23 protein-coding genes are annotated in these 24562 nt (G+C 62.5%); 14 read left to right on the forward strand and 9 right to left on the reverse strand.

The features are described 5' to 3' along the window. Positions 1 to 11: 11 nt before the first annotated feature. Positions 12 to 725 (reverse strand): phosphonate metabolism transcriptional regulator PhnF, encoded by a 714-nt coding sequence (gene phnF, locus AB1495_RS07635; protein WP_005851300.1) that lies wholly within the window; start codon positions 723 to 725, stop codon positions 12 to 14. 93 nt (positions 726 to 818) lie between these two features. Between phnF and phnG the strand changes: the two genes are divergently transcribed. The 10 genes from phnG (at position 819) to AB1495_RS07685 (ending at position 10358) form a co-directional block, all read left to right on the forward strand. Next, positions 819 to 1283 carry a phosphonate C-P lyase system protein PhnG gene (gene phnG, locus AB1495_RS07640; protein ID WP_139283813.1) on the forward strand — a complete coding sequence of 155 codons (465 nt, stop codon included), beginning with the start codon at positions 819 to 821 and terminating at the stop codon, positions 1281 to 1283. Beyond that, positions 1283 to 1843: a phosphonate C-P lyase system protein PhnH gene (gene phnH, locus AB1495_RS07645; protein WP_074636036.1), complete on the forward strand. Its 561-nt coding sequence runs from the start codon at positions 1283 to 1285 to the stop codon at positions 1841 to 1843. Before phnG ends, phnH begins: the two co-directional genes overlap by 1 nt. After that, entirely contained in the window at positions 1843 to 2991 is a 1149-nt protein-coding gene (locus tag AB1495_RS07650; RefSeq protein ID WP_074636034.1) for a carbon-phosphorus lyase complex subunit PhnI, read from the forward strand. The genes phnH and AB1495_RS07650 overlap by 1 nt, the downstream gene beginning before the upstream one ends. Further along, positions 2988 to 3857, forward strand: coding sequence for an alpha-D-ribose 1-methylphosphonate 5-phosphate C-P-lyase PhnJ (locus AB1495_RS07655; RefSeq protein WP_074636032.1), 870 nt, complete (start codon positions 2988 to 2990; stop codon positions 3855 to 3857). The genes AB1495_RS07650 and AB1495_RS07655 overlap by 4 nt, the downstream gene beginning before the upstream one ends. After that, positions 3854 to 4624, forward strand: coding sequence for a phosphonate C-P lyase system protein PhnK (gene phnK / locus AB1495_RS07660; protein WP_074636030.1), 771 nt, complete (start codon positions 3854 to 3856; stop codon positions 4622 to 4624). The genes AB1495_RS07655 and phnK overlap by 4 nt, the downstream gene beginning before the upstream one ends. 5 nt (positions 4625 to 4629) lie before the next feature. Beyond that, positions 4630 to 5313, forward strand: a complete 684-nt coding sequence (phnL, locus tag AB1495_RS07665; RefSeq protein WP_074636280.1) for a phosphonate C-P lyase system protein PhnL — start codon at positions 4630 to 4632, stop codon at positions 5311 to 5313. Beyond that, on the forward strand, positions 5310 to 5885 hold the full coding sequence (phnN, locus tag AB1495_RS07670) for a phosphonate metabolism protein/1,5-bisphosphokinase (PRPP-forming) PhnN (protein ID WP_074636028.1): 576 nt from the start codon (positions 5310 to 5312) through the stop codon (positions 5883 to 5885). The genes phnL and phnN overlap by 4 nt, the downstream gene beginning before the upstream one ends. Further along, positions 5882 to 7024, forward strand: a complete 1143-nt coding sequence (locus AB1495_RS07675; protein WP_074636026.1) for an alpha-D-ribose 1-methylphosphonate 5-triphosphate diphosphatase — start codon at positions 5882 to 5884, stop codon at positions 7022 to 7024. The genes phnN and AB1495_RS07675 overlap by 4 nt, the downstream gene beginning before the upstream one ends. Before the next feature lie 181 nt (positions 7025 to 7205). Next, complete coding sequence (locus AB1495_RS07680) at positions 7206 to 8255, forward strand: molybdopterin-synthase adenylyltransferase MoeB (RefSeq protein WP_074636024.1); 1050 nt, start codon at positions 7206 to 7208, stop codon at positions 8253 to 8255. 87 nt (positions 8256 to 8342) lie between these two features. Further along, a complete protein-coding gene (locus AB1495_RS07685) occupies positions 8343 to 10358 on the forward strand; it encodes a M3 family metallopeptidase (RefSeq protein ID WP_074636022.1) in 2016 nt (671 codons plus the stop codon). A 114-nt stretch (positions 10359 to 10472) separates the two neighbouring features. On the opposite strand, the gene AB1495_RS07690 is transcribed toward AB1495_RS07685, so the two are convergent. The 6 genes from AB1495_RS07690 to AB1495_RS07715 form a co-directional block, all read right to left on the reverse strand. Beyond that, positions 10473 to 11405 carry a glyoxylate/hydroxypyruvate reductase A gene (locus tag AB1495_RS07690; RefSeq protein ID WP_074636020.1) on the reverse strand — a complete coding sequence of 311 codons (933 nt, stop codon included), beginning with the start codon at positions 11403 to 11405 and terminating at the stop codon, positions 10473 to 10475. Positions 11406 to 11412: 7 nt separating this feature from the next. After that, positions 11413 to 12552: a rod shape-determining protein RodA gene (rodA, locus tag AB1495_RS07695; RefSeq protein ID WP_074636019.1), complete on the reverse strand. Its 1140-nt coding sequence runs from the start codon at positions 12550 to 12552 to the stop codon at positions 11413 to 11415. Next, the gene (mrdA, locus tag AB1495_RS07700) at positions 12549 to 14492 is read right to left on the reverse strand and encodes a penicillin-binding protein 2 (RefSeq protein WP_005851326.1); all 1944 of its coding nucleotides are present in this window, start codon (positions 14490 to 14492) and stop codon (positions 12549 to 12551) included. Before mrdA ends, rodA begins: the two co-directional genes overlap by 4 nt. A gap of 10 nt (positions 14493 to 14502) precedes the next feature. After that, positions 14503 to 15138: a hypothetical protein gene (locus AB1495_RS07705; RefSeq protein WP_005851327.1), complete on the reverse strand. Its 636-nt coding sequence runs from the start codon at positions 15136 to 15138 to the stop codon at positions 14503 to 14505. Continuing rightward, positions 15135 to 16040 carry a rod shape-determining protein MreC gene (gene mreC, locus AB1495_RS07710; protein WP_009825979.1) on the reverse strand — a complete coding sequence of 302 codons (906 nt, stop codon included), beginning with the start codon at positions 16038 to 16040 and terminating at the stop codon, positions 15135 to 15137. Before mreC ends, AB1495_RS07705 begins: the two co-directional genes overlap by 4 nt. 69 nt (positions 16041 to 16109) lie before the next feature. Then, on the reverse strand, positions 16110 to 17156 hold the full coding sequence (locus AB1495_RS07715; protein WP_037944896.1) for a rod shape-determining protein: 1047 nt from the start codon (positions 17154 to 17156) through the stop codon (positions 16110 to 16112). A 174-nt stretch (positions 17157 to 17330) separates the two neighbouring features. Here AB1495_RS07715 and AB1495_RS07720 point away from each other — a divergent pair, with 174 nt between their 5' ends. Together AB1495_RS07720 and AB1495_RS07725 are read left to right on the forward strand one after the other, a co-directional pair. Further along, positions 17331 to 17915, forward strand: coding sequence for a VOC family protein (locus AB1495_RS07720; protein ID WP_005851333.1), 585 nt, complete (start codon positions 17331 to 17333; stop codon positions 17913 to 17915). Between the two features lie 145 nt (positions 17916 to 18060). Next, positions 18061 to 18924: a porin gene (locus AB1495_RS07725; protein ID WP_037943172.1), complete on the forward strand. Its 864-nt coding sequence runs from the start codon at positions 18061 to 18063 to the stop codon at positions 18922 to 18924. 82 nt (positions 18925 to 19006) lie between these two features. Here AB1495_RS07725 and AB1495_RS07730 read toward each other — a convergent pair whose 3' ends face one another. Beyond that, entirely contained in the window at positions 19007 to 20578 is a 1572-nt protein-coding gene (locus tag AB1495_RS07730) for a 2-isopropylmalate synthase (RefSeq protein WP_074636017.1), read from the reverse strand. A gap of 265 nt (positions 20579 to 20843) precedes the next feature. On the opposite strand from AB1495_RS07730, the gene AB1495_RS07735 reads away from it, so the two are divergent. Next, positions 20844 to 21509, forward strand: coding sequence for an SDR family NAD(P)-dependent oxidoreductase (locus AB1495_RS07735; RefSeq protein WP_074636278.1), 666 nt, complete (start codon positions 20844 to 20846; stop codon positions 21507 to 21509). Further along, positions 21503 to 23032, forward strand: a complete 1530-nt coding sequence (locus AB1495_RS07740) for a cryptochrome/photolyase family protein (RefSeq protein WP_074636015.1) — start codon at positions 21503 to 21505, stop codon at positions 23030 to 23032. The genes AB1495_RS07735 and AB1495_RS07740 overlap by 7 nt, the downstream gene beginning before the upstream one ends. Here the strand turns inward: AB1495_RS07740 and AB1495_RS07745 are convergent. After that, positions 23029 to 24552: an MORN repeat-containing protein gene (locus AB1495_RS07745; protein ID WP_074636013.1), complete on the reverse strand. Its 1524-nt coding sequence runs from the start codon at positions 24550 to 24552 to the stop codon at positions 23029 to 23031. The genes AB1495_RS07740 and AB1495_RS07745 overlap by 4 nt on opposite strands. Positions 24553 to 24562: the final 10 nt, after the last annotated feature.

Consider the following 24562-nt stretch of genomic DNA (forward strand, 5'->3'; position numbering starts at 1 on the left):
GCCACGCGATTTCAGGTATCTGCCAGTGTCAGGGTCACTTTGTCCCCCGCGAACCACGTGCGCCCGTATTCCAGCGGTTGCCCCTGATCATCCACATTCAGGTTGATCGTGCGCAAGATCGGCGCGCCCTCGGCCACCCGTAGGTGCAGCGCCTGGGTGGCGCTGGCGAGCTTGGCGTTGATGCGGGTTGATGCGCGGGTATAATCCGTCACGCCCCCGAGCCGCAGCGCCGCCGTCACCGATTGCGCCTGTTCAAGATGCGCCAGCATGTCGGGGAAGCGCGCGGCAGAGAAGACGCTGCGAAACAGCGCGATCACCTGACCGTCGGCAAAGGACAGCCCCTCGCAGACCTGCACCTGTGCGTTCTGCGCCAGTGCAAGTGCGTCGCTTTCTTCGGGGCGCGCGGTGCGGGTTTCCAGAGTCAGGAACTCCTTGCTTGGCATCCGCCCCTGCGCCGACAGGTTCTGGTGAAACCGCACGCGGCGGCCGATGGGGTAATCGGTGGGGGTCGAGGTCACGAACACCCCCGCACCGCGCCGCGGCAACACCAGCCCTTCGCCCGCCAGCGCCTTGATCGCGTGCCGCACCGTATGCCGGTTCACCCCGAACCGCGCCGCCAGCGCGCTTTCGGTCGGCAGCTTGTCGTCGGGGCCATAGACACCCGCTGCGATGTCGCTGCGCAGGCTATGGGCGATGGCGGTCCAGATCGGGGTGCGTTGAGGCATGTCACAAATATTTCGCAAAAGGAGGGCTTGGCGCTGATCGGCCTCACAGGTAGTATTTGTCTAGTTGTATAGACAACTCGAAAAGGTGTCTAGATGAATATGATGAACTCAGAAATCGACCCTCATGCGCCGCGTAAGGCATGGTTGGGTCTGCTTGCCAAATCCCCCGCCGCTGAGGTCGCGCGCCTTTGGGCCGCCTATGGCATCCCCCCTGATCACAGCATTCTGCGCGCGCCGGAAATTGGCGGCGTAATGGTGCGCGGTCGGGCAGGGGCCGTCGGCGCCGCGTTCAACCTTGGCGAAATGTCCGTCACCCGTGCGTCAGTCAAACTGGACTGCGGTACAGTGGGTCACGGCTATGTGCAGGGCCGCAGCAAGGACCACGCGCTGCAGACGGCGCTGATTGACGCGCTGATGCAAACCGACGCGGCGGCGCAGGTAGAGGCCGCGATCCTCGCGCCCCTGCGCAAGGGGCGTGACACGGCCAAGGCCACCCGCGCGGCCAAGGCGGCGGCGACAAAGGTGGATTTCTTTACGATGGTACGAGGGGAAGACTGATGCAGACCCATGCTTTGGAGGGCGGCTTTACCGACGCCCCGATCGACGCCGCCCGCGCGTTTCGCGGGCTGATGACCGCGATGGCACGCCCGGGGACGATCTGTGACGTCTCTGGGGCCACACCGCCCGCCCCGCTTGGCGCGGCCGCGGGCACCGCGATCCTGACGCTGTGTGATCCCGATACGCCAATCTATCTCGGCACCGCTTGTGACACCCAGGATGTGCGCGATTGGATCACCTTTCAGACCGGCGCGCCCTTTGTGCCGCCCGCGCGGGCGATGTTTGCCGTCGGGGCTTGGGATGATCTCCCGCTTTGCGAATTTGCCATCGGCACCGCCGAATATCCCGACCGGTCAGCGACGGTGGTTGTCGAGATGCCAGACCTCACGTCTCTGGGTGCGACCCTAAGCGGACCAGGTATCAAGGATACCGCCAACCTGTCGCTGCCGGATACTGCCGCGTTCCAACGCAACGCCGCGCTGTTCCCGCTGGGGTTGGATTTCATTTTCACCTGCGCAAACCGGCTTGCCGCGCTGCCGCGCACGACGAGGGTCCGCTGATGTATGTTGCTGTCAAAGGGGGCGAACGCGCCATCGACAACGCCCATGCTTGGCTGGCCGAGGAACGGCGCGGGGACCGTGATGTGGCGGAACTGGGGGTAGACCAGATCCGCGAGCAGATGACGCTCGCCGTTAATCGCGTGATGGCGGAAGGGTCGCTGTATGATCCCGACCTTGCCGCGCTGGCGATCAAACAATCGCGCGGTGATCTGATAGAGGCGATCTTTCTGATCCGCGCCTACCGTACCACGCTGCCGCGTTTTGGCGGCTCTAACCCCGTGGATACCGCCACCATGGCCTGCGACCGCCGCGTGTCGGCCACGTTCAAGGATGCACCCGGTGGGCAAGTGCTGGGGCCGACCTTTGACTACACCCACCGTCTGCTGGACTTCAAACTCGCCGCCGATGGCGAGCTTGGCGAGATGCCGCAAACAGAGCCTAATACAGGCGAGACGCCGCACATCATGGGGTTCCTTGACCGCGAGGATCTGATCCAGTCGGAACCCGCAGGGGCGGACACACCGGACGATCTGACCCGCAGCCCGCTGGAGCTTCCGGCGAGCCGTGCCCTGCGATTGCAGGCTCTAACACGGGGGGATGAGGGGTTTATCCTTGGCATGGCCTATTCCACCCAACGGGGCTATGCGCGCAACCACGCCTTTGTGGCAGAGCTGCGCATCGGCGCGGTCGCGGTCGAGATGGAGATCCCCGAGCTCGGCTTTGCCATCGACATCGGCGAGATCACCCTGACCGAATGCGAAACCGTCAACCAGTTCAAAGGCTCGAAAACCGAACCGCCGCAATTCACGCGCGGCTACGGGCTGGTCTTTGGGATGACGGAGCGCAAGGCGATCTCTATGGCGCTGGTCGACCGCGCGTTGCGCTGGAAAGAACTGGGCGAGGATAACCTAGGTGCCCCCGCGCAGGACGAGGAATTCGTGCTGTATCACGCCGACAACATCCAGGCGACGGGGTTTCTGGAGCATATCAAACTGCCTCACTACGTCGACTTCCAATCCGAACTGGAGCTGATCCGCAAACTGCGCCGCGAGGCACAGGCATCAGAGCAAGCGGCGGGACAGGCCGAGGGGGAGGGCCCCTCCGGGGGGAGTTTAAAGGGCAAAATGAAGGAAGGGGTGGCGTCATGAGCGACTATAACTTCGCCTATCTGGACGAGCAGACCAAACGCATGATCCGCCGCGCGATCCTAAAAGGATTGGCGATACCGGGGTATCAGGTGCCTTTTGCCAGCCGCGAGATGCCGATGCCTTATGGCTGGGGCACGGGCGGTGTGCAGGTTTCGGCAGCGGTACTGACGCCCGAGGACCGGTTCAAGGTGATCGATCAGGGGGCCGACGATACGACCAATGCAGTCTCTATCAGGCGGTTTTTCGAGAAAACGGCGGGCGTCGCCGTGACCGAGGCCACCACAGAGGCCAGCGTCATCCAGACCCGTCACCGCATCCCCGAAACACCCCTGCGCGAAGACCAGATCCTTGTCTATCAGGTGCCGATCCCCGAACCCCTGCGGTTTCTTGAACCGTCAGAGGTCGAGACACGCAAGATGCACAGCCTTGAGGAATACGGATTGATGCACGTGAAACTTTACGAAGACATAAGCCAGCACGGCGCGATTGCCATGGCCTATGCCTATCCGGTGAAGGTCGAGGGGCGCTATGTCATGGACCCGTCCCCGATCCCCAAGTTCGATAACCCCAAGCTCGAGATGGCGGGTATCCAACTGTTCGGCGCAGGCCGCGAACAGCGCATCTATGCGGTGCCGCCCTATACGCAGGTGGTCAGTCTGGACTTCGACGATTACCCGTTCGAGCCGACGAAGGCGGATCATGCCTGTGACCTCTGCGGCGCGACGGACAGCTATCTGGACGAGCTGATCATGGATGACTCCGGCGGTCGGATGTTCATGTGTTCGGATACGGATTACTGCGGCGCGCGGCGTGCGGCGGGGCATCTGGGTGCGCAGGGTGCCCCCTTGGCGGAGGACGCGGCATGACCCCTTTGTTGCAAGTGGAAGGCATCGCCAAGATGTACGGCGCACGGATCGGCTGCACCGACGTGTCGTTTGATCTTTATCCGGGCGAGGTGATGGGCATCGTCGGGGAAAGCGGGTCGGGCAAGTCGACGCTTCTGAACTGTTTGGCAGGGCATTTGCAGCCCGACGCCGGGGCCGTCCGTTTCGACACCCGCGCCGAGGGCCTGCGCGATACGGTCACGATGAGCGAGCCTGAACGCCGCATGTTGTCGCGCACCGACTGGGCCTTTGTGCATCAGCACGCCCGCGACGGGCTGCGCATGAATGTCAGCGCAGGCGGCAATGTGGGCGAGCGGCTGATGGCCGTGAACGCGCGCCATTATGGCGAGATCCGCGACAAGGCGATTGACTGGCTGGGCCGCGTCGAGATCAGCGCTGACCGCATTGATGACCGGCCCACGGCGTTCTCTGGCGGTATGCAACAGCGTTTGCAGATCGCGCGCAATCTGGTGACAGGCCCGCGGTTGGTGTTCATGGATGAACCCACCGGCGGTCTGGATGTCAGCGTGCAGGCGCGGTTGCTGGACCTGCTGCGGGGGCTCGTGCGCGAGATGGGGTTGAGCGCCATCATCGTCACCCATGATCTGGCTGTGGTGCGTTTGCTGGCCGACCGGCTGATGGTCATGAAAGACGGCCATGTGATCGAAAGCGGGCTGACCGATCAGGTGCTCGACGATCCGCAGCATGCCTATACGCAGCTTCTTGTTTCCTCTGTCCTACAGGTATGAACCCGATGATTACTGTTGAAAACGTGTCGAAATCCTTTGTGTTGCACAATCAGGGGGCTGCCGAAATCTCTGTTATGGCGGGGGCGTCGCTGTCGGTGGCACAGGGGGAGTGTATTGCTTTGGTCGGAGCCTCAGGCGCAGGTAAATCGACCCTGATGCGGATGATTTACGGCAATTACCTGACCCAGTCGGGGCGCATTATGGTGGGCGATCTGGATGTCGTGACCGCGGCACCAAGGCAGGTGATCCAGCTGCGCCGCACCACATTGGGCTATGTCAGCCAGTTCCTGCGGGTTGTGCCACGGGTATCGACGCTGGACGTGGTGGCAGAGCCGCTTATGGCCACCGGATCTGACCGCGCCAGTGCCGTAGCGCAGGCGAAAGCCCTGTTGCAGAGACTGAATATACCCGAACGTCTGTGGCCGTTGAGCCCCACGACCTTCTCGGGCGGAGAGCAGCAGCGCGTCAATATCGCACGCGGTTTTGCCTATCCCTATCCCGCGCTATTGCTGGATGAACCGACCGCCAGCCTTGATCCCGTGAACCGCGCCACCGTGCTAAAGATGATCGCAGAGGCGAAGGTGCGTGGCGCTGCCATCATCGGGATTTTTCACGACCACGCCGCGCGCGACGAAATTTGTGACCGGCAGTTTGACGTGACCCAGTTCACCCCGGGGCTGGCCGCATGACGGGGCGCTTCATTGCAGTCGTCGGGCCTTCTGGTGTGGGGAAAGACAGCGTGATGGAGGGGCTGGCCGCGGCGGACCCGTCGCTTTGTCTTGCGCGGCGCGTGATCTCGCGGCCCGCAACCCTTGGCGGAGAAGCGTTCGACGGCGTGTCGGAGCGTGCCTTCAGGAAGGCAGAGGATGACGGTGCGTTTATCCTCAGCTGGCATGCGCATGGCTGGCACTACGGCATCCCGCAGTCCGTCGCGCTAGAGGTGGCGCAGGGGCGTGATGTGCTGGTGAACCTGTCGCGGGCCGTCCTGCCACAGGCACAGGCCCTCTTTGCGCGGTTTTGCGTGATTTTGCTGCGGGCGGATCATGACATCCTCGCCGCCCGTCTGACGGCGCGCAACCGCGAGGACGCCGCCGAGATAGAGCGCCGTCTGGCCCGTGCGGATTTCGCCATGCCCCTCGGTATGCCCCATCAGGTGATCGACAACAGCGGCCCCTTGGCGCAGACCATTGCCACGATACGCCAGCACCTTTCCCAGACAGCCTGCGACGCTGGCCAGTCCAATCAGAAGATAATGCCATGACCCAAGAGACAATTTTCGCCAACGCCCGCCTGATCCTGCGGGATCGCGTCGAGACCGGAACGCTCCGCATCGCAGACGGGGTAATCACCGACATCGATTTCGGCAGCGCCGTGCCCAAAGGCGCGCAGGACATGCAGGGCGACTACATCGCGCCCGGTCTGGTCGAATTGCACACCGATAATCTGGAACGGCATATGTCGCCGCGCCCCAAGGTCGACTGGCCGCACCGCGCGGCCATCCTCGCCCATGACCGTGAACTGGCGGGCACCGGCATCACCACCGTGTTCGATGCGATCCGCGTCGGGTCGATGATCTCGGCCGAGCACCAGTACCAGAGATATGCGCGCGGCATGGTCGATACCATTCTGGCGATGCGCGCCGCCGGAGCCCTGCGGATCAGCCACCACATCCACCTGCGGGCCGAGATCTGTTCGGAAACGCTGGCCGAAGAGCTGGCCGAATTCGGCCCAGAGGATCGCGTTGGCATCGTCTCGATGATGGACCACACGCCGGGTCAGCGTCAGTTCCGCGATCTGTCGAAATTCGAGGCCTATGTGCGCGGCAAACACAGCTTTGATGCCGCCGCCTTCCAGCGTCATGTGGACACACTGTACGATGTGCAAAAGCAATATGGCAAAACCCACGAGGCCGCGACCGTTGCGGCAGCCACACGATATGGCGCAGCGCTTGCCAGCCACGACGATACCACCGCCGAGCAGGTCGAGACGAGCCACCGCTACGGCGTCCGGCTTGCCGAGTTTCCCACTACGATCGAGGCGGCGCATAGCTGTCACGCCAATGGGATCGCGACCATCATGGGCGCGCCCAACGTCATTCGCGGGGGGTCGCATTCGGGCAATGTCGCCGCCCTTGATCTGGCGAAGGCGGACCGGCTGGATATCTTGTCGTCCGACTACGTGCCCGCGGGCCTGTTGATCGCGGCATTGCAACTGGGGGATCTGTGGGGGGATCTGGCGCGCGGGCTCGCGACGGTCACCCACGCGCCCGCACAAAGCGTCGGGCTAACGGACCGCGGCACGATCAAGGTCGGCGCACGCGGCGATGTGATCCGGTTTGCGCGGCTCGATGCCTTGCCGATCCTGCGCGAGACATGGGTCGAAGGGCAGCGCGTCTTTTGACCTGATGCAGCGGCGCGACGCTTGCGGCGCTCTGGGGGGCAGGGCGTAGCTTTGGGGTTGGTGTCGGCGGAAAAATGCTTAGGTTGCCGCTTTAGGGTCTGAACACCCGGAAACAAAGCGGGGGCCTTATGCGCCAATCATTCATGCAACCACATCACTATGTCACCGGCGGAGGCGTCTGATGCTGTTGGTGCTGGGACTGGCCGCGTTGATCTGGGGCGCGGGGGCTGCGTTCGGCCAGCCGCGCGAACGGCGCGTCGTGGTGTTGGGCATGCTGTTTGGTCTGGTGATCGGGTTGAACCTCTTGCTGCCCGAAGCGCACCCCTTGCGCGTAGCGACGGGTGGCTCGGCAGCCCCGTGGCTGCTGCTGACGGGATTTCTGCTGCTGATCTTTGGCTATAGCTGGGTGTTGAACCGCCTGCGCGCCCGCGCCGAACCGGTGGCCGCACCGACGCCCCCCGCGCAAACTGGCACTTTCTCGGAAACAGAGCTGAACCGCTATGCCCGCCACATCGTGCTGCGCGAGGTCGGCGGACCGGGGCAGAAGGCGTTGAAGCAGGCGCGGGTGCTGGTCATTGGTGCGGGTGGGCTTGGCGCGCCGGTGCTGCAATACCTGACGGCGGCCGGTGTCGGCACGATTGGTGTGATCGATGACGATGTGGTCGAGAATGCCAATCTGCAACGGCAAGTGATCCACAAGGACAGCGCCATCGGCACGCCCAAGGTGTTTTCAGCGCAGGCCGAGATGGAGGCGCAGAACCCCTTTGTCACCGTGCGCCCCTATCACCGCCGCCTGACGGAAGACATCGCGGCAGAGCTTTTCGCCGACTACGATCTGGTGCTGGACGGCACGGATAATTTCGACACGCGCTATCTGGTGAACCGCACCTGTGTCGCGGCCGGTTTGCCGCTGATCTCGGGGGCGCTGTCGCAATGGGAAGGACAGCTGAGCATCTTTGACCCCTCCAAGGGCGCGCCGTGCTACCAGTGCATTTTCCCGCAAGCCCCGGCTGCCCATCTTGCCCCCAGCTGTGCGCAAGCCGGGGTGATCGGCCCCTTGCCCGGCGTGATCGGCGCGATGATGGCATCCGAGGCGATCAAGCTGATCACCGGTGCCGGTGCCCCGCTGCGTGGGCAAATGCTGATGTATGATGCGCTCTACGGCGAGAACCGCGTGATCGGCGTCTCCAAACGGGACGACTGTCCGATCTGCGGGAACGCGGGCGAATAGACGACTCGATATGGCGGCTTGGTGCGCGGGTATTGCGATTGTATTGCCCCGCCGCAGTGCATAGCTTGATCCGTAAAGGAGACCGCCATGACAAACCCTTTGCTACAGGATTGGGACACCCCGTTTCAGATCGCCCCTTTCGACAAGATTTCCGACGATGATTTCGCCCCCGCGCTGGACGAGGCCCTGCAGACCCACCGGATGGAGATCGACGCCATCGCCGACTGCGAATATGATCCGACGTTTTCCAACACGATCGAGGCGCTCGAGGAAGCAGGCAGCCAGCTGGATCGCGTGTTGGGCGTGTTCTTCACCGTCGCAGGGGCCGACAGCAACCCCACGCGCGAAGACCTGCAGCGCAAATTCTCGCCGCTGCTCTCTGCGCATTTCTCTGACATCTCAAGCAACAAGGCGCTGTTTGCGCGCGTGGCCTCCGTCTGGGAAAATCGCGACAGTTTTGATCTGACGCCCGAACAGGCACGGGTGTTGATGCTGACCCACCGCGGCTTTGTGCGCGCAGGCGCGGCGCTGGAGGGGGCGGATGATGCGCGGATGAAAGAGATCAAGAACCGGCTGGCGGTGCTGGGGACACAGTTCACCCAGAACCTGCTGGCGGATGAACGCAGCTGGTTCATGCCGTTGGAGGAATCCGATCTGGAAGGGCTGCCCGACTTTGTCATCGATGCCGCCCGTGCGGCGGGCGAGGAGAAAGAGGCAGGCGGGCCGGTCATTACCCTTTCGCGGTCATTGATCACACCGTTCCTGCAATTCTCGCCGCGCCGCGATCTGCGCGAAAAGGCGTTTCTCGCCTGGCAGTCCCGTGGGGCCAATGGCGGCGATACCGATAACCGCGCCATCGCTGCCGAGATCCTCGCCCTGCGCGAGGAACGGGCCAAGCTTCTGGGCTATCAAAATTTCGCGGCTTACAAGCTGGAAACAGAGATGGCGAAAACACCCAAAGCGGTGCGTCAGCTGCTGATGGATGTCTGGACCCCGGCAAAACGCCAAGCGCAGGCGGACGCCGAGGTGCTGACCCGTATGATGCATGACGATGGCGTGAACGCCGATCTGGCCCCGTGGGACTGGCGCTACTATGCGCAGAAACGGCGCGTGGCAGAGCATGATCTGGATGAAGCCGCGTTGAAACCGTATTTCCAGCTGGACCGGATGATCGACGCGGCCTTCGACTGCGCCACGCGATTGTTCGCTCTCGAATTCAAGCCCCTCGACGTGCCGCTCTATCACCCCGATTGTCGCGCGTGGGAAGTGACCCGCAACGGCGAACATGTGGCCGTGTTCATCGGTGACTACTTTGCACGCGGATCGAAACGGTCGGGCGCGTGGTGCAGCGCCATGCGGTCTCAGGCGAAATTCCCCGACGTGCAGTCGCCCATCGTGATCAACGTGTGCAACTTTGCCAAAGCCGCGCCTGCGCTGCTGTCCTATGACGATGCACGCACGCTGTTTCATGAATTTGGCCATGCGCTGCACCAGATGCTGTCGGATGTGACCTACGAATCCGTGAGCGGCACATCGGTCGCGCGTGATTTTGTCGAACTGCCCAGCCAGTTGTTCGAACATTGGCTCGAAGTGCCCGACGTGCTCAGCCAATTCGCCACCCATGCCAAAACAAGCGACCCCATGCCGCCCGAGATGCTGGAAAAGGTGCTGGGGGCCGCGAATTTCGACATGGGGTTCGCCACGGTCGAATATGTCGCCTCTGCGCTGGTCGACCTCGAATTCCACGACGGTGCGGCACCCGCCGATCCGATGGAGAAACAGGCGCAGGTGCTGGCCGATCTGGGCATGCCACCCGCAATCACCATGCGCCACGCCACGCCGCAGTTTGCCCATGTCTTTTCCGGCGACGGCTATTCCAGCGGCTACTACAGCTACATGTGGTCCGAGGTGATGGACGCAGACGCCTTCGCCGCCTTTGAAGAGGCCGGTAGCGCCTTTGATCCCGATCGCGCCGCCGCGCTAGAGCAGCACATCCTGTCCACCGGCGGGAGTCAGGACGCGGCGGAACTGTACAAGGCGTTCCGTGGCCGCTTGCCGGGGGTAGAGGCTTTGCTGAAGGGGCGCGGCCTGACAGCGGGCTGAGCGCCCGCGGCCGGCCTGCCTTCGGCGAGAGTTTAAGAGGCAAAATGAAGGGGCGCGCGGCTGCAGCTTCATTTTGCCAAATAAACTCAAATTCCGCCCTTGATACGGGGCGGGTCAGTAGCCTTTGGCGCGATCCACCAGATGCAGGAAATCCTCACCCGCTTCGCCGCGGCGGATGTTTTCGACGATGGCCTGTGCAGCGGTTGTCGCGCGGGTCTCGGCGGCGATGTGGGGTGTGACGGTGACCTTGGGATGCGCCCAATAGGGGTGGTCTGCGGGCAGGGGCTCGACACGGAACACATCCAGCGTGGCATGGGCGATCTGGCCGCTGTCGAGCGCTGCCAGCAGCGCGTCGTCATCGACCAGCGCGCCGCGGCCGGGGTTGATGATACAGGCACCAGCGGGCATTTGCGCCAGCGTCTCGGCATTCAGCGTGTTTTCGGTATCAGGCGTGTTGGGCAGCAGCAGCACAGCGATCTCGGCACGGCGCAGCGCATCTGCGCGCCCGGCGTCCCCATGTAGGCAGGTGACGCCCGCGATGTCCTTGGGGCTGCGCGACCAGCCGGTGACGTTGAACCCCAGATAGACCAGCGTTTCCGCCACCGCCGCGCCCAAGGCCCCCAGCCCCAGAATGGTGACCTGTCGTTCCTGTGCCAGCGGCGGGGTGCGCGGGGTCCAATCGGTGTCCGTTTTGCGAATGTCCGCGTCCAACCCCAGATGATAGCGCATCACATGGCCCGTGACCCATTCCACCATCCCCTTGGTCAGCCCCGGGTCCACCATCCGCGCCAGAGGAATTTTCAGCGTCTCGTTATTGGTGATGTTTTCCACCCCCGCCCAGAGGTTCAGCACCGCCTTGGCCCGCGTGTAGGGCGTGAAATCCTGCAAGGGGCTGTTGGGGGCATAGACGATGTAATCCACGTCCTGCGGGGCGATATCCGTTGATAGGTGAGCCGCGATCCCCGCGGCATCAAGCGCTTGGCGCAGCGGCGTTTCATACGTCACCCAGCGTTCGGGGCGCGCGGCGAAAAGGATATTGAGGGGCATGGGCTTCCTATCTGGGGCGGTGGACATGGGCCGATTGTACAAGGCCAAAAGCCAGCAGCAACACCAGCATCGCCGACCCGCCGTAGCTGACCAGCGGCAAGGGAACCCCGACAACGGGCGCCAGCCCCATCACCATCGACATGTTCACCGCGAAGAACAAAAAGAAGTTCAGCGCGATGCCAAGGGTCAGCAGCGACGAGAAACGGTCCTTGTTGATCAGCGCCGCCGCGACGCAGAAGACGATGATCAGCGCATAGAGACCCAGCAGGGAGAACCCGCCGACAAAGCCGAACTCCTCGGCCAGGGTGGTAAAGATGAAGTCGGTGTGTTTCTCGGGCAGGAAGTTCAGGCGCGACTGGGTGCCTTGCATGAACCCGCGCCCCGTCCAGCCGCCGGAGCCGAGCGCGATCTTGGATTGCGTGATGTGATACCCTGCGCCCAACGGGTCGGTGCTGGGATCGATAAACGTGTCAATGCGCCGGAACTGGTAATCCTTGATCAGCTGCCACGGCGTGCCGCGGGACTGGAACACCGCCGTCACCAGTCCGACGGCTCCGGTGATGACCACGGCGAAATAGCCCCAGTGCACACCGGCCAGAAACATCAGCCCGCCACCCGCTGCCATCAGCAGGATCGCAGTGCCCAGGTCGGGCTGTTTCAGTACCAGTGCCGTGGGGATCAGGATCAGCAGCACCGGCAGCAGCACCCAAAGCGGGCGCGAGGTTTTTTTGGGCGGGAGCCAGTCGTAATAGGCCGCCAGCATCATCACCAGCGTGATCTTCATCAGCTCGGAGGGTTGCAGGCGGAACGATCCGAGCTCGATCCAGCGCTGCGCGCCCATACCGACAGCGCCGAAAAGCTCTACCGCGATCAGCAGGATCACGGTCCCGAAATAGGCCACGCCTGCAAGGTTTCGCCAAAGCCAGATCGGCACCATCCCCGCGGCGATCATCAGTGCGATGCCAAGGGCAAAGCGTTTCATCTGCGGTTCGGCCCAGGGGGTAAAGCTGCCACCGGCCACGGAGTAGAGCATCAGGAACCCCACCCCCGAAACAGCGGCCAGCAGGATGGTCAGCGGCCAGTTCAGGTGCAGGATCTTGGCAAAGCCCGTGGGGACATGTTTGACCGTATATTCAAGGTAGCTCATGCTTGGTCTTTCCCGCTGAAGTCCGCTTGGGGCTGGATCGCGCGCAGGGCTTTTTGCTGCTCGGCGATGCGGCCGCGGTCGGCGGTGGGGTAGGCCTCTAGCGGCGGTTCGCCGCCATAGATCGCTTGCAGTATGACATCGCGGGCGATGGGGGCCGCCGCGGTCGATCCGCCGCCGCCGTGTTCCACCAGCACCGATACCGCATAGCGTGGCTTGTCATAGGGGGCGAAGGCGACAAACAGCGCGTGGTCGCGGCGTTCCCAGGGCAGGTCCTCGTTGCGGCTGACCCCGCGCGCGCGTTCGGCCGCGGTGATGTTGCGCACCTGGCTGGTGCCGCTTTTGCCGGCCATGCGCACACCCTCGGCGATGACGCGCGACCGGTAGCCGGTGCCGCGTCGGTCGTTTACCACCGAATACATGCCTTTGCGCACCTGCCGCATGTTGTTCTCGTTCATGCCCAAAGGCTCGCCCGCGCCGCTGGGTTGTTCGACACCGTCGATGGATTTGATCAGCCGCGGGACCACGGCGCGGTTGGTGGCGATCCGCGCGGTCATCACCGCCAGTTGCAGCGGTGAACTGAGGGTGAAGCCTTGCCCGATCGAGGCATTAACCGTGTCGCCGATCACCCATGAATCGCCCTTGGTCGCTTGCTTCCACTCTTTCGTGGGGGCCAGGCCGGCAGCGACCGAGGACAGCGGCAGGTCGTGTTTCCAGCCCAGACCAAAGCGGTTCGCCATGGCCGAGATCTTCTCGATCCCGACTTTCATCGCCAGATCATAGTAATAGACGTCGCAGGATTGCTTGAGCGAGTTCTCCAGGTCGATCCAGCCGTGGCCTGCGCGTTTCCAGCAGTGGAAACGGCGACCGCCGACCTCTAGGTGGCCGGGGCAATAGACGGTTTCTTCGGGGCCGACGATGCCCTCTTCAAGGGCGGCCATGGCCACGACCATCTTGTAGGTCGATCCGGGCGGGTAGGTGCCCTGCACGGTCTTGTTGACCAGCGGGCGGTATTCCGATTGCAGCAGCGGGTTATAATCGGCCGAGGATATCCCCCCGATGAACAGGTTCGGGTCGTAGCTGGGCGAAGAGGCATTGGCGACCAGATCGCCGTTCTCGCAATCCATGATCACGACGGCGGCGCTTTCGCTACCCAGACGGGCCTGCACAAAGTTCTGCAGCTTGGAATCGATGGTAAGTTGCAGATCCGCCCCCGATTGCCCTTCGCGGCGGGCCAGTTCGCGCATCACACGGCCGGTGGCGTTGACCTCGACCTGTTTGGTGCCGGCAGAGCCGCGCAACAGGGATTCCTGTCGGGCCTCGACGTTGATCTTGCCGATCTGGAAACGGGGGATGCGCAGCACCGCATCGGGGTTTTCCAGCGCGTCCAGATCGGCTTGGCTCACGCGGCCCACACGGCCGACAATATGCGCAAAGTCCGACCCGCGGGGATAGACACGGGTCAGGCCGACCTCGGGGCTGACACCGGGCAGGGCGGGGGCGTTGACCGACACGCGGCTGACCTCGTCCCATGTGACATCATCGGCGACGGTCACCGGCAGGAACGGGGCGGAGCGTTTGATTTCGGCCATCGCGCGGTCGCGCATTTCGGGATCAAGGTCGATGACCTTGCCCAGCCGGTCCATCACCGCATCCACATCATCGGCATCCTCGCGCACGATCACGATCCGGTACGACGGCACGTTTTGCGCCAACCGCACGCCGTTGCGGTCAAAGATTTCGCCTCGTGCAGGCGGGATCAACCGGATGTTGATCCGGTTCTCTTCGGCCAGCAGGCGGAACTGGTCAGCCTGATCGACCTGCAAGTAATTCATCCGCGCGGCCAGACCGCCCATGAACAGCAGCTGCGCGCTGCCCAACAAAACAGCGCGGCGGCTGAGCTTGGAGTGGCTGGCTTCGCTATCGGCCCTGCTGCGTCTCATCTTGGTCTCCTCATGAGCGGTTGCCCATACTGTCCAGATCGCCGGGGGCGGATTTGCGCACACCCATCAGCGCATGGGTCACAAACACCACAGCCGGATAGGTCAGGATCGTGACGGCCAGCTCAAACAGGCTCAGCGACCATTGTGGCGGTGGGACCAGCAGCAACGATAGCACGATCCGGTTCAGCATCAAAATAGCGATCAGCCATACGGAGACCGCCAGCCATTCCGCGCCAAAGGTGCTGTCGCGCAGGGTGCGGCCACGGGTTTTCATATTCTCGCATGCCAGCAACGCCAGCAGCGCCCAGAGGCCGGGCGGGCGTTGCAGCAACAGGTCCGTCAGCAGGAAGGCGACGGCAAGCAGCAGGGCGGGGACATAGTCGGGCCGCCGCACAGACCACGCCAGCGCAAAGGCGATCAGCAGGTCGGGGGCGATCCAGATGCGGTCACTGCCCTGGTCCAGCAGGGCACGCAGACGCGCCTCTGCGGGGTCGATGGTGGCCAGTGGGGGCGACAGCTCGGGCGCGAACAGCGCGATCGGCTGGGTATCAAGCGGCAGCAGATGGAAAAACAACAGAACCACCGTCAGCGCCAGAAACGCCGCGCGCATCAGCCACAATCGCAGGGGCGACAGTTCGTCCATCATTCGGTCGCAGGATCAAAGGGCAGGGGCGCGATCATGCCCGTGGCGTCATCCCGCACCACGGCCGCATCCTCGTTCACTTTTTCGGAGCCATGGTGGCGCAGCACGCGCAGGAATTCGAGCCGCTCGAAATCCGCCGCAAGACGCACGCGCAGCCGCCCGCCGGGGTCGGCGGCGACCTGACCGATCAGGATACCCGCAGGAAACACGCCGCCATCGCCAGAGCTGCTGACCCGATCACCGGGACGCACGAGGTCGGGGTTCTCGAGAAAATCAATCGGTGGCGCGGCGGAGTTGTCGCCCGCAATAATCGCCCGCTGTCCCGACGGCTGGATCACCGCAGGTATGCGGCTAGAGGTATCGGTCACCAGAATGACGCGCGCGGTGTTTTCGCCCACGCCGGAAATACGCCCGACCAGCCCGATGCCGTCCACCGTGGCCCAGCCATCGACAATGCCGTCACGGGCCCCGACGTTCAGCAGCACAGATTGGCGGAAGGGCGACCCGGAGTCTGCCTGCACCACACCGGTGATATGGGTCAAACGCGGATCAAGCCGCACCTTGTTCAGGTCCAGCAAACGGGCGTTTTCCTGTTCAAGCTGTAGCGCGGCCTCTTTCCAGGTCTGCATCTTGCGCAGCTCGGACCGCAGTTCCTGGTTCTGCACGGTCAGACGTTGATAGCTTTGGAAATCGCGGAACAGGTTCACCGTACCGGTAACAGGGGTCATCGCCCAATCCAGATTGGGGACGATCCGGTCGGTGATCTGCGCGCGAAACCGTTCGACACGGGGGCTGTCGATCCGCCACAGCAGAAAGATGCCCGCCAGCACCAGCACGATGACGGCCAGCAGCAAGCGGCGCAGCGGGCGCCCAAAATCGTTCGAAGAGGATCGGTCGATGGCCATGCGTTATACGTTTCCCACCGCGAGGGCAGCGCCGTCCTGCCGCATCACGGGCTGTTATAGCTGCGCTGATTAGCTGTCGTAGTCGATGGCGTGGCGCAGCTGCTTTTCATACTCCAGCGCTTTGCCGGTGCCCAAGGCCACGCAGTTCAACGGTTCATCCGCCACGGAAATGGCCAGCCCGGTCTGTTCGCGCAGCGCCAGATCGAGATCGCCCAGCAAGGCACCGCCACCGGTCAGCATGACGCCACGGTCCACGATGTCAGCCGCCAGATCGGGCGGGGTGGTTTCCAGCGCGGTCATCACCGCCTCGCAGATCTGCTGCACAGGCTCGGCCAGCGCTTCGGCGATCTGCGCCTGGGTCACTTCGATCTCTTTGGGGACACCGTTCAGCAGGTCGCGCCCACGGATCTGCATCGATGTGCCGCGCCCGTCGTCGGGCATCCGTGCGGTCCCGATAGAGGTTTTCACCCGCTCGGCCGTTGTTTCACCGATCAGCAGGTTTTGCTGGCGACGCAGGTAGCTGATGATCGCCTCGTCCATACGGTCGCCGCCCACACGGACAGAGCGCGCATAGACGATATCGCCCAAGGACAGCACCGCAACCTCGGTTGTGCCACCCCCTATATCGACAACCATGTTCCCGGTCGGATCGGTGATCGGCATGCCCGCCCCGATGGCCGCCGCAATCGGTTCGGCAATCAGGCCGGCGCGGCGTGCGCCCGCAGACAGCACCGACTGACGGATCGCGCGTTTTTCAACAGGCGTCGCCCCATGCGGCACGCAGACGATGATCTTGGGCTTCGAGAAGGTCGACCGTTTGTGCACCTTGCGGATGAAATGCTTGATCATCTCTTCGGCGGTGTCAAAGTCGGCAATCACGCCCTCGCGCATGGGGCGGATCGCTTCGATGCTGCCGGGGGTCCGGCCCAGCATCAACTTTGCGTCTTCGCCCACGGCCAACACCTTTTTGACGCCATCCTTGACGTGATAGGCGACAACCGAAGGTTCGGACAGGACGATGCCCTTGCCTTTGACATAAACCAAGGTGTTCGCGGTCCCGAGGTCGATGGCCATATCGGACGAGAACAAACCACGGAATTGATCAAAAACGGACATGGGCAGCAGGACCTTGCAAAAATTCATTTTGGCCCGTCGACTCTGACAAGTCACGGGCTAAACGGCTTATAGGCCGATGAGGTCAAAGACGAAAGGGGGGTTGACCTTTGTGGTGGCATGATGCCGCCACCGCGCTATGGTTTGCGGCAAGCCGGACAATAGGGGGAGAGAGAAATGCAGAAGATTCAAGTTATTGGTGTGCATCACATTACGCTGATGGGCGCGGACCGTCAGACCAGTATCGACTTCTGGGAGGGTCTGCTGGGCATGCCGTTCATCTTCGATCAGCCAAATCTGGACGATCCCGACGAAGGGCACCTGTATTTCGATCCCGGCGACGGCCGGTTGATCACCATCTTTACCAATGAAAACCGCAAACCCGTCTACAGTCGCACGCCGATGGACGCGGGCTGCGTGCATCACCTCGCGTTCGAGGTCGACCGCGCCATGTTTGATCAAGTGCTCGACCGGCTCAAGGAGCGGGGGATCGGAAATTCGGGCGTGAAGGATCGCGGGTTCATGCATTCGATCTACTTCAAGGACCCGCTGGGGTTCCTGATCGAACTGGCCTGCTACACCTTCATCCCGCCGCGCGGATCGTCCCACGCGGAAGTGATGCTAGAGGCGCATAAGCTGCGCGTCGCGCGCGGAGATCATCACATCGAACGCCAGCATCTGGCCGATGCCACAGTGATGATCGTCGAACGCTCGCAACGGTCGCTGTCAGAGGATCGCAGCCCCAAGGACCCCTATCGCTAAGGGGCGTCGGGCACCGGTTCAGGCGGGTCAAAAATACCACAAGTAAACGGATCGTAGCGGCGGTTTCGCTTGGGTGTTGCGGGCGGATTCCGCTGCGCCTAAGAGCCATGGTACGAGCAACCGTAAATTGTGCGAAGGAACCAGCATGATCCGTAATATTTTTGTCGCCTCGCTTCTGAGCGTGACCGCAACCGCCGCTGCCGCCGAACTGACCTATGGCACGGCTTTCGCGAAATTCCACGACTTCGACGTTGACGGCGCAGGCACGATCGACGTGAAATCCTTTGGCGGCGGCATCGAATACCGCTACGACAACTTCATCTTCTCGGGTGAGCTGTCGAACATTTCTATCGAGGGCGTCGATATCGATCTGGGCACAGTGGGCGTTGAATACGCTCTGGCCAACGGCTTTAACATCGGCCTCGACTATTCGCGTTTTGACATCGAAGGCTTCGACGCGGATGTCACCAGCCTGTTCGGGTCGTATCAGTCCGGCGCGCATACCTTTGGTGCCGCAATCGGTGATTCCTCCGATCTGGACGACATGACCTTCAGCATCTTCGCCGCTTGGGATGTTACCCCAACTGGCACCGTCGGTCTGGACCTCGTTCACATCGAAGACGAGACGCTTTACGCCGCCTATGCCGATTATGACGTCGCGCAATACAACGTGCAGGCCGACCTGCTAAAACTGGATGATCTGAGCGTTGTCGCTGTCGCAGGCGGCTATGAATTCGCCAACGGCTTCTCTGCTATCGGTTCTGTCGGGTTCCTGGATCTGGGGCCCGAAGACGTGCGGTCGATCACCATCGGCGGTCAGTATGAATTCACTCCCGGTGCGAACGTAGAGCTGGCCTTGGGCCGTCTGGACTTTGACAGTGGCGAGGACGTGGACCAGCTGACTTTCGGCGTGAACTATGAATTGGGTCGCCGTACCTCCAAGCGTCGTTCGCTGGGTAACATCTTTTCAAGCGCGACCGGTACTTTTGCGGGTCTGACAGATTTCTAATCTGCGCTGACAGACCACCAGATACAGAAAAGGCCCCCGACTTCGGGGGCCTTTTTGCGTTCGCGGGGGAAGAGCGGGCGGGTTAACCCACCACGTCTTTATAGCTGATCTCGCGCTTGTCGGTGCCGCCCTTCTCGCGGCGCACCAACAGACGGTTGAGCGCGTGGATATAGGCGCGGACCGATGCCACCACGGTGTCTGTATCGGCCGACTGACCGGTCACGATGCGGCCGTCTTCCTCGAGCCGGACAGAAACGGTGGCCTGCGCGTCGGTGCCTTCGGTCACGGCGTGCACCTGATACAATTGCAAGCGCGCGCTGTGATCGACCAGTGCCTTGATGCAGTTGAACGCGGCATCCACAGGCCCGTCACCGGTTTGCGAGGTAGAGGTTTCGGCACCATCCACCGTCAGCGACATCTCTGCCTTCTGCGGGCCTTCGGTGCCGCAGACCACGGTCATGCTACCCAGCACAATACGGTCGCTTTCAGGGTCGGTCGCGGTGCGCATCAAGGCGATAAGATCGTCGTCGTAGATCTCTTTCTTGCGGTCGGCCAGTTCCTTGAAGCGGACAAAGACATCCTTGAGCTGGTTATCCCCCAGTTCATAGCCGAGGTTTTCCAGCTTCGAGCGCAACGCCGCACGGCCAGAGTGTTTGCCCATCACGATGTTGGTCTCGGTCAGGCCCACGTCTTCGGGGCGCATGATCTCGAATGTTTCGGCGTTCTTCAGCATGCCGTCCTGATGGATGCCGCTTTCATGCGCAAAGGCGTTCTTGCCGACGATGGCCTTGTTGAACTGCACGGCGAAGCCCGAAACAGCGGCAACACGGCGCGAGATATTCATGATCTTGGTGCTGTCGATCTTGGTCTGGAACGGCATGATGTCATTGCGCACTTTCAACGCCATCACGACCTCTTCCAACGCGGTGTTGCCCGCGCGTTCGCCCAAGCCGTTGATCGTACATTCGATCTGGCGCGCGCCCGCTTCGACGGCGGCAAGGCTGTTGGCGGTCGCCATGCCAAGGTCGTTGTGACAATGCGTGGCAAAGACGATCTCGTCCGCGCCGGGCACGTTTTCCAAGAGCTTGCGGATCAGATCGGCGCTTTCGCGCGGCGCGGTATAGCCAACGGTATCGGGGATGTTGATCGTGGTCGCCCCTGCCTTGATTGCGATTTCCACGGTGCGGTAAAGGTAATCAAGCTCTGTCCGCGTGGCGTCCATCGGCGACCATTGCACATTGTCGCAAAGGTTGCGCGCGTGGGTCACCGTTTCGTGGATGCGCTCGGCCATTTCGTCCATCGTGAGGTTCGGAATGGCGCGGTGCAGCGGCGAGGTGCCGATAAATGTGTGAATGCGGGGCTGGGCCGCGTGTTTGATCGCCTCGTAGCAACGATCAATGTCGCCGAACTGGGCGCGGGCCAAACCGCAGATGACCGAGTTCTTCGACAGCTTCGCGATTTCGCTGACGGCGGCGAAATCCCCTTCGGAGGCGATAGGGAAACCGGCCTCGATAATGTCGACGCCCATCTCGTCCAGCAGGCCCGCGATCTCGATCTTTTCGGCGTGGGTCATGGTGGCACCGGGGGATTGTTCGCCATCGCGCAATGTCGTGTCGAAAATCAAGACGCGGTCTTGTTGTGTGGTATCTGTCATCGTTTGGGTTCTTTCATTCTGCTATCTAAATCCGTGGCGCGCGGCACTTCCCTCTGAGCGGGCGCGCCGGATGGCACGCTCAGAGGCGGATTAGCAGCAGTAGGTTGGCACGCAGGAAAGTCGCGCAGCGGCGCGGCAGGATCGCAATATGATCGGCGTGTGTCATGGCGACAAGTTATACCCGTGCATTCGCAAATGGGAAGGGTTTTTCTGCGCCCTTTTTTCCGCGCTTGAAGGGGGGCTGTTTTCCGCTACCTCCCCTTGCATGAAACAGGTTTTGATCATCGGGGCGTCGGGCGGTGTGGGTGCCGCCTTGGCCGCCGCTTACGAGGGGCGTGGCGATACGGTCACGCGGCTGTCACGGTCGGTCGATGGGTTCGACATCACGGACGAACGCAGTGTGGACCATCACTTGACCGCGCTGAACGGGCGGTTTGATGTGGTGCTGGTGGCCACAGGCGCGCTCGAGATTGCCGGTGCCGCACCGGAAAAGACGATCAAATCCATCAGCCAGAAGGCGATGTTGGACCAATTCGCGTTGAACGCCGTGGGCCCTGCACTGGTGCTGCGCCACGCGGGCGACCTGCTGCGGCGGGACGCGCCTTGTGTCTTTGCCGTATTCTCGGCGCGGGTCGGGTCGATCGGCGACAACCGGATCGGCGGCTGGATCAGCTATCGCAGCGCCAAGGCGGCGGTGAACCAGATCGTGCACACCGCCGCGATCGAACTGACGCGCAGTCACAAGAGCAGTATCTGCGTCGCTCTGCACCCCGGCACGGTCAAGACCGCCTTTACCGCGAAATACCTTGCCCGCCATCCCGCTGTCGCACCGGCGGAGGCGGCGGAAAATCTGCTGGCTGTGATCGACGGGCTGACGCCTGCGGACACAGGCCAGTTCTTTGACTGGGCCGGAAAGCCGGTGCCATGGTAGGGCGCTTGGTGCTGGTTCTGGGCGACCAGCTGACAGAAACGCTCAGCGCCTTGGCGCAGGCGGATAAGGCACGCGATACGGTCGTGATGGCCGAGGTCGCGGACGAGGCGGCTTATGTCCGGCATCACCCCAAGAAGATCGCCCTGATCTTTGCCGCGATGCGCAAGTTTGCCCATGCGTTGGAACAGGGCGGCTGGACGGTCGCCTATACGCAGTTGGACGATACGGATAACGCGGGTTCTATCGTGGGGGAATTGCTGCGTCGCGCCGCGCAGACGGGGGCAAGCGAGGTGCTGGCGACAGAGCCGGGGGAGTGGCGCTTGATCGACAAGCTGAAATACGCCCCGCTGAAGGTGCACCTGCTGCCCGACGACCGCTTTCTTGCCACTCATGCCGAATTCGAGGCATGGGCCGAAGGCCGCAAGGCGCTGCGGATGGAGTATTTCTACCGCGAGATGCGCCGCAAGACCGGCCTGCTGATGGAAGGGGACCAACCCGCTGGCGGCAAGTGGAACTTCGACCATGACAACCGCAAAGCCGCGCCCGAGGATGTCACCGTAGATGGCCCTCTGCGGTTCGACCCCGATGCCACGACGCGCGAAGTGCTGGAGCTGGTTCAAGCGCGTTTCGGCGATAACTTCGGCGCGCTAGAGCCTTTTTGGTTCGCCACCACCCGCGCCGAGGCGCTGCAAGCGCTCGACCATTTCATCGCGAATGCCCTGCCACGTTTTGGGGACTATCAAGACGCGATGCTGAACGAGAATGAATTCCTGTATCACGCGATCCTGTCGCCCTACCTCAACATCGGGTTGCTGAACGTGACCGAGATTTGCAAGGCCGCTGCCGACGCCTATGCCGCAGGTCATGCGCCGATCAACGCCGCCGAAGGGTTCATCCGGCAGATCATCGGCTGGCGCGAGTATGTGCGCGGCATCTATTTCCTTGAAGGGCCGGACTATACCGCCCGCAATATTCTGGGGCACGACCGCGACCTGCCGTGGTTCTACTGGGGTGGCGAAACGCGGATGAACTGTGTGGCCAAGGCCGTGGGGCAGACCAGGACCCAAGCCTATGCGCATCATATCCAGCGGTTGATGGTGACAGGCAACTTTGCCCTATTGGCGGGGATTGATCCGGCGCAGGTGCATGAATGGTATCTGGCGGTCTATGCCGATGCCTTTGAATGGGTAGAGGCCCCCAATACCATCGGCATGAGCCAATTCGCCGACGGCGGCGTTATCGCGTCCAAGCCCTATGTCTCGTCCGGGGCCTATATCAACCGCATGTCGGATCACTGCAAAAGCTGCCACTATTCAGTCAGCGCAAAGACGGGTGACACCGCTTGCCCGTTCAACCTGCTTTACTGGCACTTTCTGGACCGCCATCGCGACCGGTTCTCGAACAATCCGCGCATGGGCAATATGTACCGCACGTGGGACCGGATGGACGCCGACAAACGCAAGACAGTTCTGGCCGAAGGCGATGCCTTGCTCGCCCGTCTGGACGCGGGCGAGGTGATCTAGCCGTCGTTGCTTTCAGCCTCGTCCGTACTGTCGGCGGGTGCCTCTGACGGAGTGTCGGCGTCTGCCGGTGCCTCATCCGTGGCGTCTGGAGTGGCTGCCGCACCAGCATCTTCGGCAGGGGCTGTGCCCGCTTCTTGCAGCGCGCCGTTTACCCACTGGCCCGAGACTTCCTCGCCCGATTTATAGCGCATGGTGCCCTGACCCTGACGTTTGCCGCCCTCGAACGCGCCTTCGTAGATGTCGCCATTGGGGTAGGTGGCGGTGCCGGTGCCTTCGATCTCTCCGCCGGACCACTGGCCGTCATAGGTGAAACCATCGGGCATGGTGATCTTGCCCGTGCCGTCGCGTAGCCCGTCGACAAAGCCGCCGGTGTAGACGGTGCCATCGGGGTAGGTCGCGGTGCCCATGCCGTTGCGTTGGCCGTCTTTCCAGCTGCCGTCATACTTATAGCCGTCGGCATAAGTCATCACGCCCTGACCGTCATTGCGCGCGTTCTTGAACCCGCCCTCGTAAACGATGCCGTTGGGGTAGGTCGCGCGGCCTTCGCCTTCGATCACGCCCGCGACCCATGACCCTTCGTAGGTTGATCCGTCGGGATAGGTGATCTTGCCCTCCCCATCGGCTAGATCATCGCGGAAACTGCCTTCGTAGACAGAGCCGTCGGGGTAGGTCACCTTGCCCGTACCTTCGATCTGCCCGGCAACCCATGATCCGGTGTAGACATAGCCATCTGTGCCGGTGAACGTGCCCTGACCCTCGCGGCGGTCGTCCTCGAAGCCGCCCTCGTAGGTGTCGCCATTGGCATAGGTCACCTTGCCCGTGCCCTGGCGCTGACCGGCGACCAGATCGCCTTCGTAGACATCGCCATTGGGTTGGGTCAGCGTGCCGGTGCCGTCGATCTGCCCGTCTTTCCACTGGCCGGTATAGGTCAGCCCGTCGGGCATGGTCAGCGTGCCCGTGCCATTGCGTTCGCCATCGGCGATGTCACCGTCATAGAGCGCGCCATCGGGATAGGTGATCTTGCCCACGCCCTGCTTGACGCCATCGACCCAGTCGCCCTGATATTCATACCCGCCGGGGGATTGCATGACGCCCTTGCCGTGGTGGTTGGCATTGCGGAACGACCCTTCGTAGCGCACCCCGTTGGCATAAAGAGCGATGCCCTGACCGGTGATCGCACCGGCCTCCCATTCGCCCTCATAGGTGCCGCCATCGGCAAAGGTGATCTTGCCGAAACCGTCCGGTTTGCCCTTTTCAAAGTTGCCCTCGTAGACAGACCCGTTGGGGAAACGCGCGACGCCTTTGCCCTTGATCTCTCCGTCTACCCAGGCACCTTCGTATTCATAGCCGTTGGGCAGCGTATAGGTGCCGGTCCCGTGCTGTACGCCGTCCTTGAACGTCCCCTCATAGACGCCGCCATCGTCGTATTGCTTGCTTTGAACCTCGCCGTCTTGCGCAAGCGCGGGGAAGGGCAGCAGCCCAAGGCAAAGGATCAGCGGGGTCAGGGTCAATTTCGTCATACAGCAACTT

This window comes from Sulfitobacter pontiacus (assembly GCF_040790665.1).
In the GTDB taxonomy this organism is placed as follows: Bacteria; Pseudomonadota; Alphaproteobacteria; order Rhodobacterales; family Rhodobacteraceae; genus Sulfitobacter; species Sulfitobacter pontiacus.

What these genes read in the sequence shown, in the direction of transcription:
- phnF (WP_005851300.1), bottom strand. Translation starts at nt 725, where the DNA reads ATGCCTCAACGCACCCCGATCTGGACCGCCATCGCCCATAGCCTGCGC.
- phnG (WP_139283813.1), top strand. Translation starts at nt 819, where the DNA reads ATGAATATGATGAACTCAGAAATCGACCCTCATGCGCCGCGTAAGGCA.
- phnH (WP_074636036.1), top strand. Translation starts at nt 1,283, where the DNA reads ATGCAGACCCATGCTTTGGAGGGCGGCTTTACCGACGCCCCGATCGAC.
- AB1495_RS07650 (WP_074636034.1), top strand. Translation starts at nt 1,843, where the DNA reads ATGTATGTTGCTGTCAAAGGGGGCGAACGCGCCATCGACAACGCCCAT.
- AB1495_RS07655 (WP_074636032.1), top strand. Translation starts at nt 2,988, where the DNA reads ATGAGCGACTATAACTTCGCCTATCTGGACGAGCAGACCAAACGCATG.
- phnK (WP_074636030.1), top strand. Translation starts at nt 3,854, where the DNA reads ATGACCCCTTTGTTGCAAGTGGAAGGCATCGCCAAGATGTACGGCGCA.
- phnL (WP_074636280.1), top strand. Translation starts at nt 4,630, where the DNA reads ATGATTACTGTTGAAAACGTGTCGAAATCCTTTGTGTTGCACAATCAG.
- phnN (WP_074636028.1), top strand. Translation starts at nt 5,310, where the DNA reads ATGACGGGGCGCTTCATTGCAGTCGTCGGGCCTTCTGGTGTGGGGAAA.
- AB1495_RS07675 (WP_074636026.1), top strand. Translation starts at nt 5,882, where the DNA reads ATGACCCAAGAGACAATTTTCGCCAACGCCCGCCTGATCCTGCGGGAT.
- AB1495_RS07680 (WP_074636024.1), top strand. Translation starts at nt 7,206, where the DNA reads ATGCTGTTGGTGCTGGGACTGGCCGCGTTGATCTGGGGCGCGGGGGCT.
- AB1495_RS07685 (WP_074636022.1), top strand. Translation starts at nt 8,343, where the DNA reads ATGACAAACCCTTTGCTACAGGATTGGGACACCCCGTTTCAGATCGCC.
- AB1495_RS07690 (WP_074636020.1), bottom strand. Translation starts at nt 11,405, where the DNA reads ATGCCCCTCAATATCCTTTTCGCCGCGCGCCCCGAACGCTGGGTGACG.
- rodA (WP_074636019.1), bottom strand. Translation starts at nt 12,552, where the DNA reads ATGAGCTACCTTGAATATACGGTCAAACATGTCCCCACGGGCTTTGCC.
- mrdA (WP_005851326.1), bottom strand. Translation starts at nt 14,492, where the DNA reads ATGAGACGCAGCAGGGCCGATAGCGAAGCCAGCCACTCCAAGCTCAGC.
- AB1495_RS07705 (WP_005851327.1), bottom strand. Translation starts at nt 15,138, where the DNA reads ATGATGGACGAACTGTCGCCCCTGCGATTGTGGCTGATGCGCGCGGCG.
- mreC (WP_009825979.1), bottom strand. Translation starts at nt 16,040, where the DNA reads ATGGCCATCGACCGATCCTCTTCGAACGATTTTGGGCGCCCGCTGCGC.
- AB1495_RS07715 (WP_037944896.1), bottom strand. Translation starts at nt 17,156, where the DNA reads ATGTCCGTTTTTGATCAATTCCGTGGTTTGTTCTCGTCCGATATGGCC.
- AB1495_RS07720 (WP_005851333.1), top strand. Translation starts at nt 17,331, where the DNA reads ATGCAGAAGATTCAAGTTATTGGTGTGCATCACATTACGCTGATGGGC.
- AB1495_RS07725 (WP_037943172.1), top strand. Translation starts at nt 18,061, where the DNA reads ATGATCCGTAATATTTTTGTCGCCTCGCTTCTGAGCGTGACCGCAACC.
- AB1495_RS07730 (WP_074636017.1), bottom strand. Translation starts at nt 20,578, where the DNA reads ATGACAGATACCACACAACAAGACCGCGTCTTGATTTTCGACACGACA.
- AB1495_RS07735 (WP_074636278.1), top strand. Translation starts at nt 20,844, where the DNA reads ATGAAACAGGTTTTGATCATCGGGGCGTCGGGCGGTGTGGGTGCCGCC.
- AB1495_RS07740 (WP_074636015.1), top strand. Translation starts at nt 21,503, where the DNA reads ATGGTAGGGCGCTTGGTGCTGGTTCTGGGCGACCAGCTGACAGAAACG.
- AB1495_RS07745 (WP_074636013.1), bottom strand. Translation starts at nt 24,552, where the DNA reads ATGACGAAATTGACCCTGACCCCGCTGATCCTTTGCCTTGGGCTGCTG.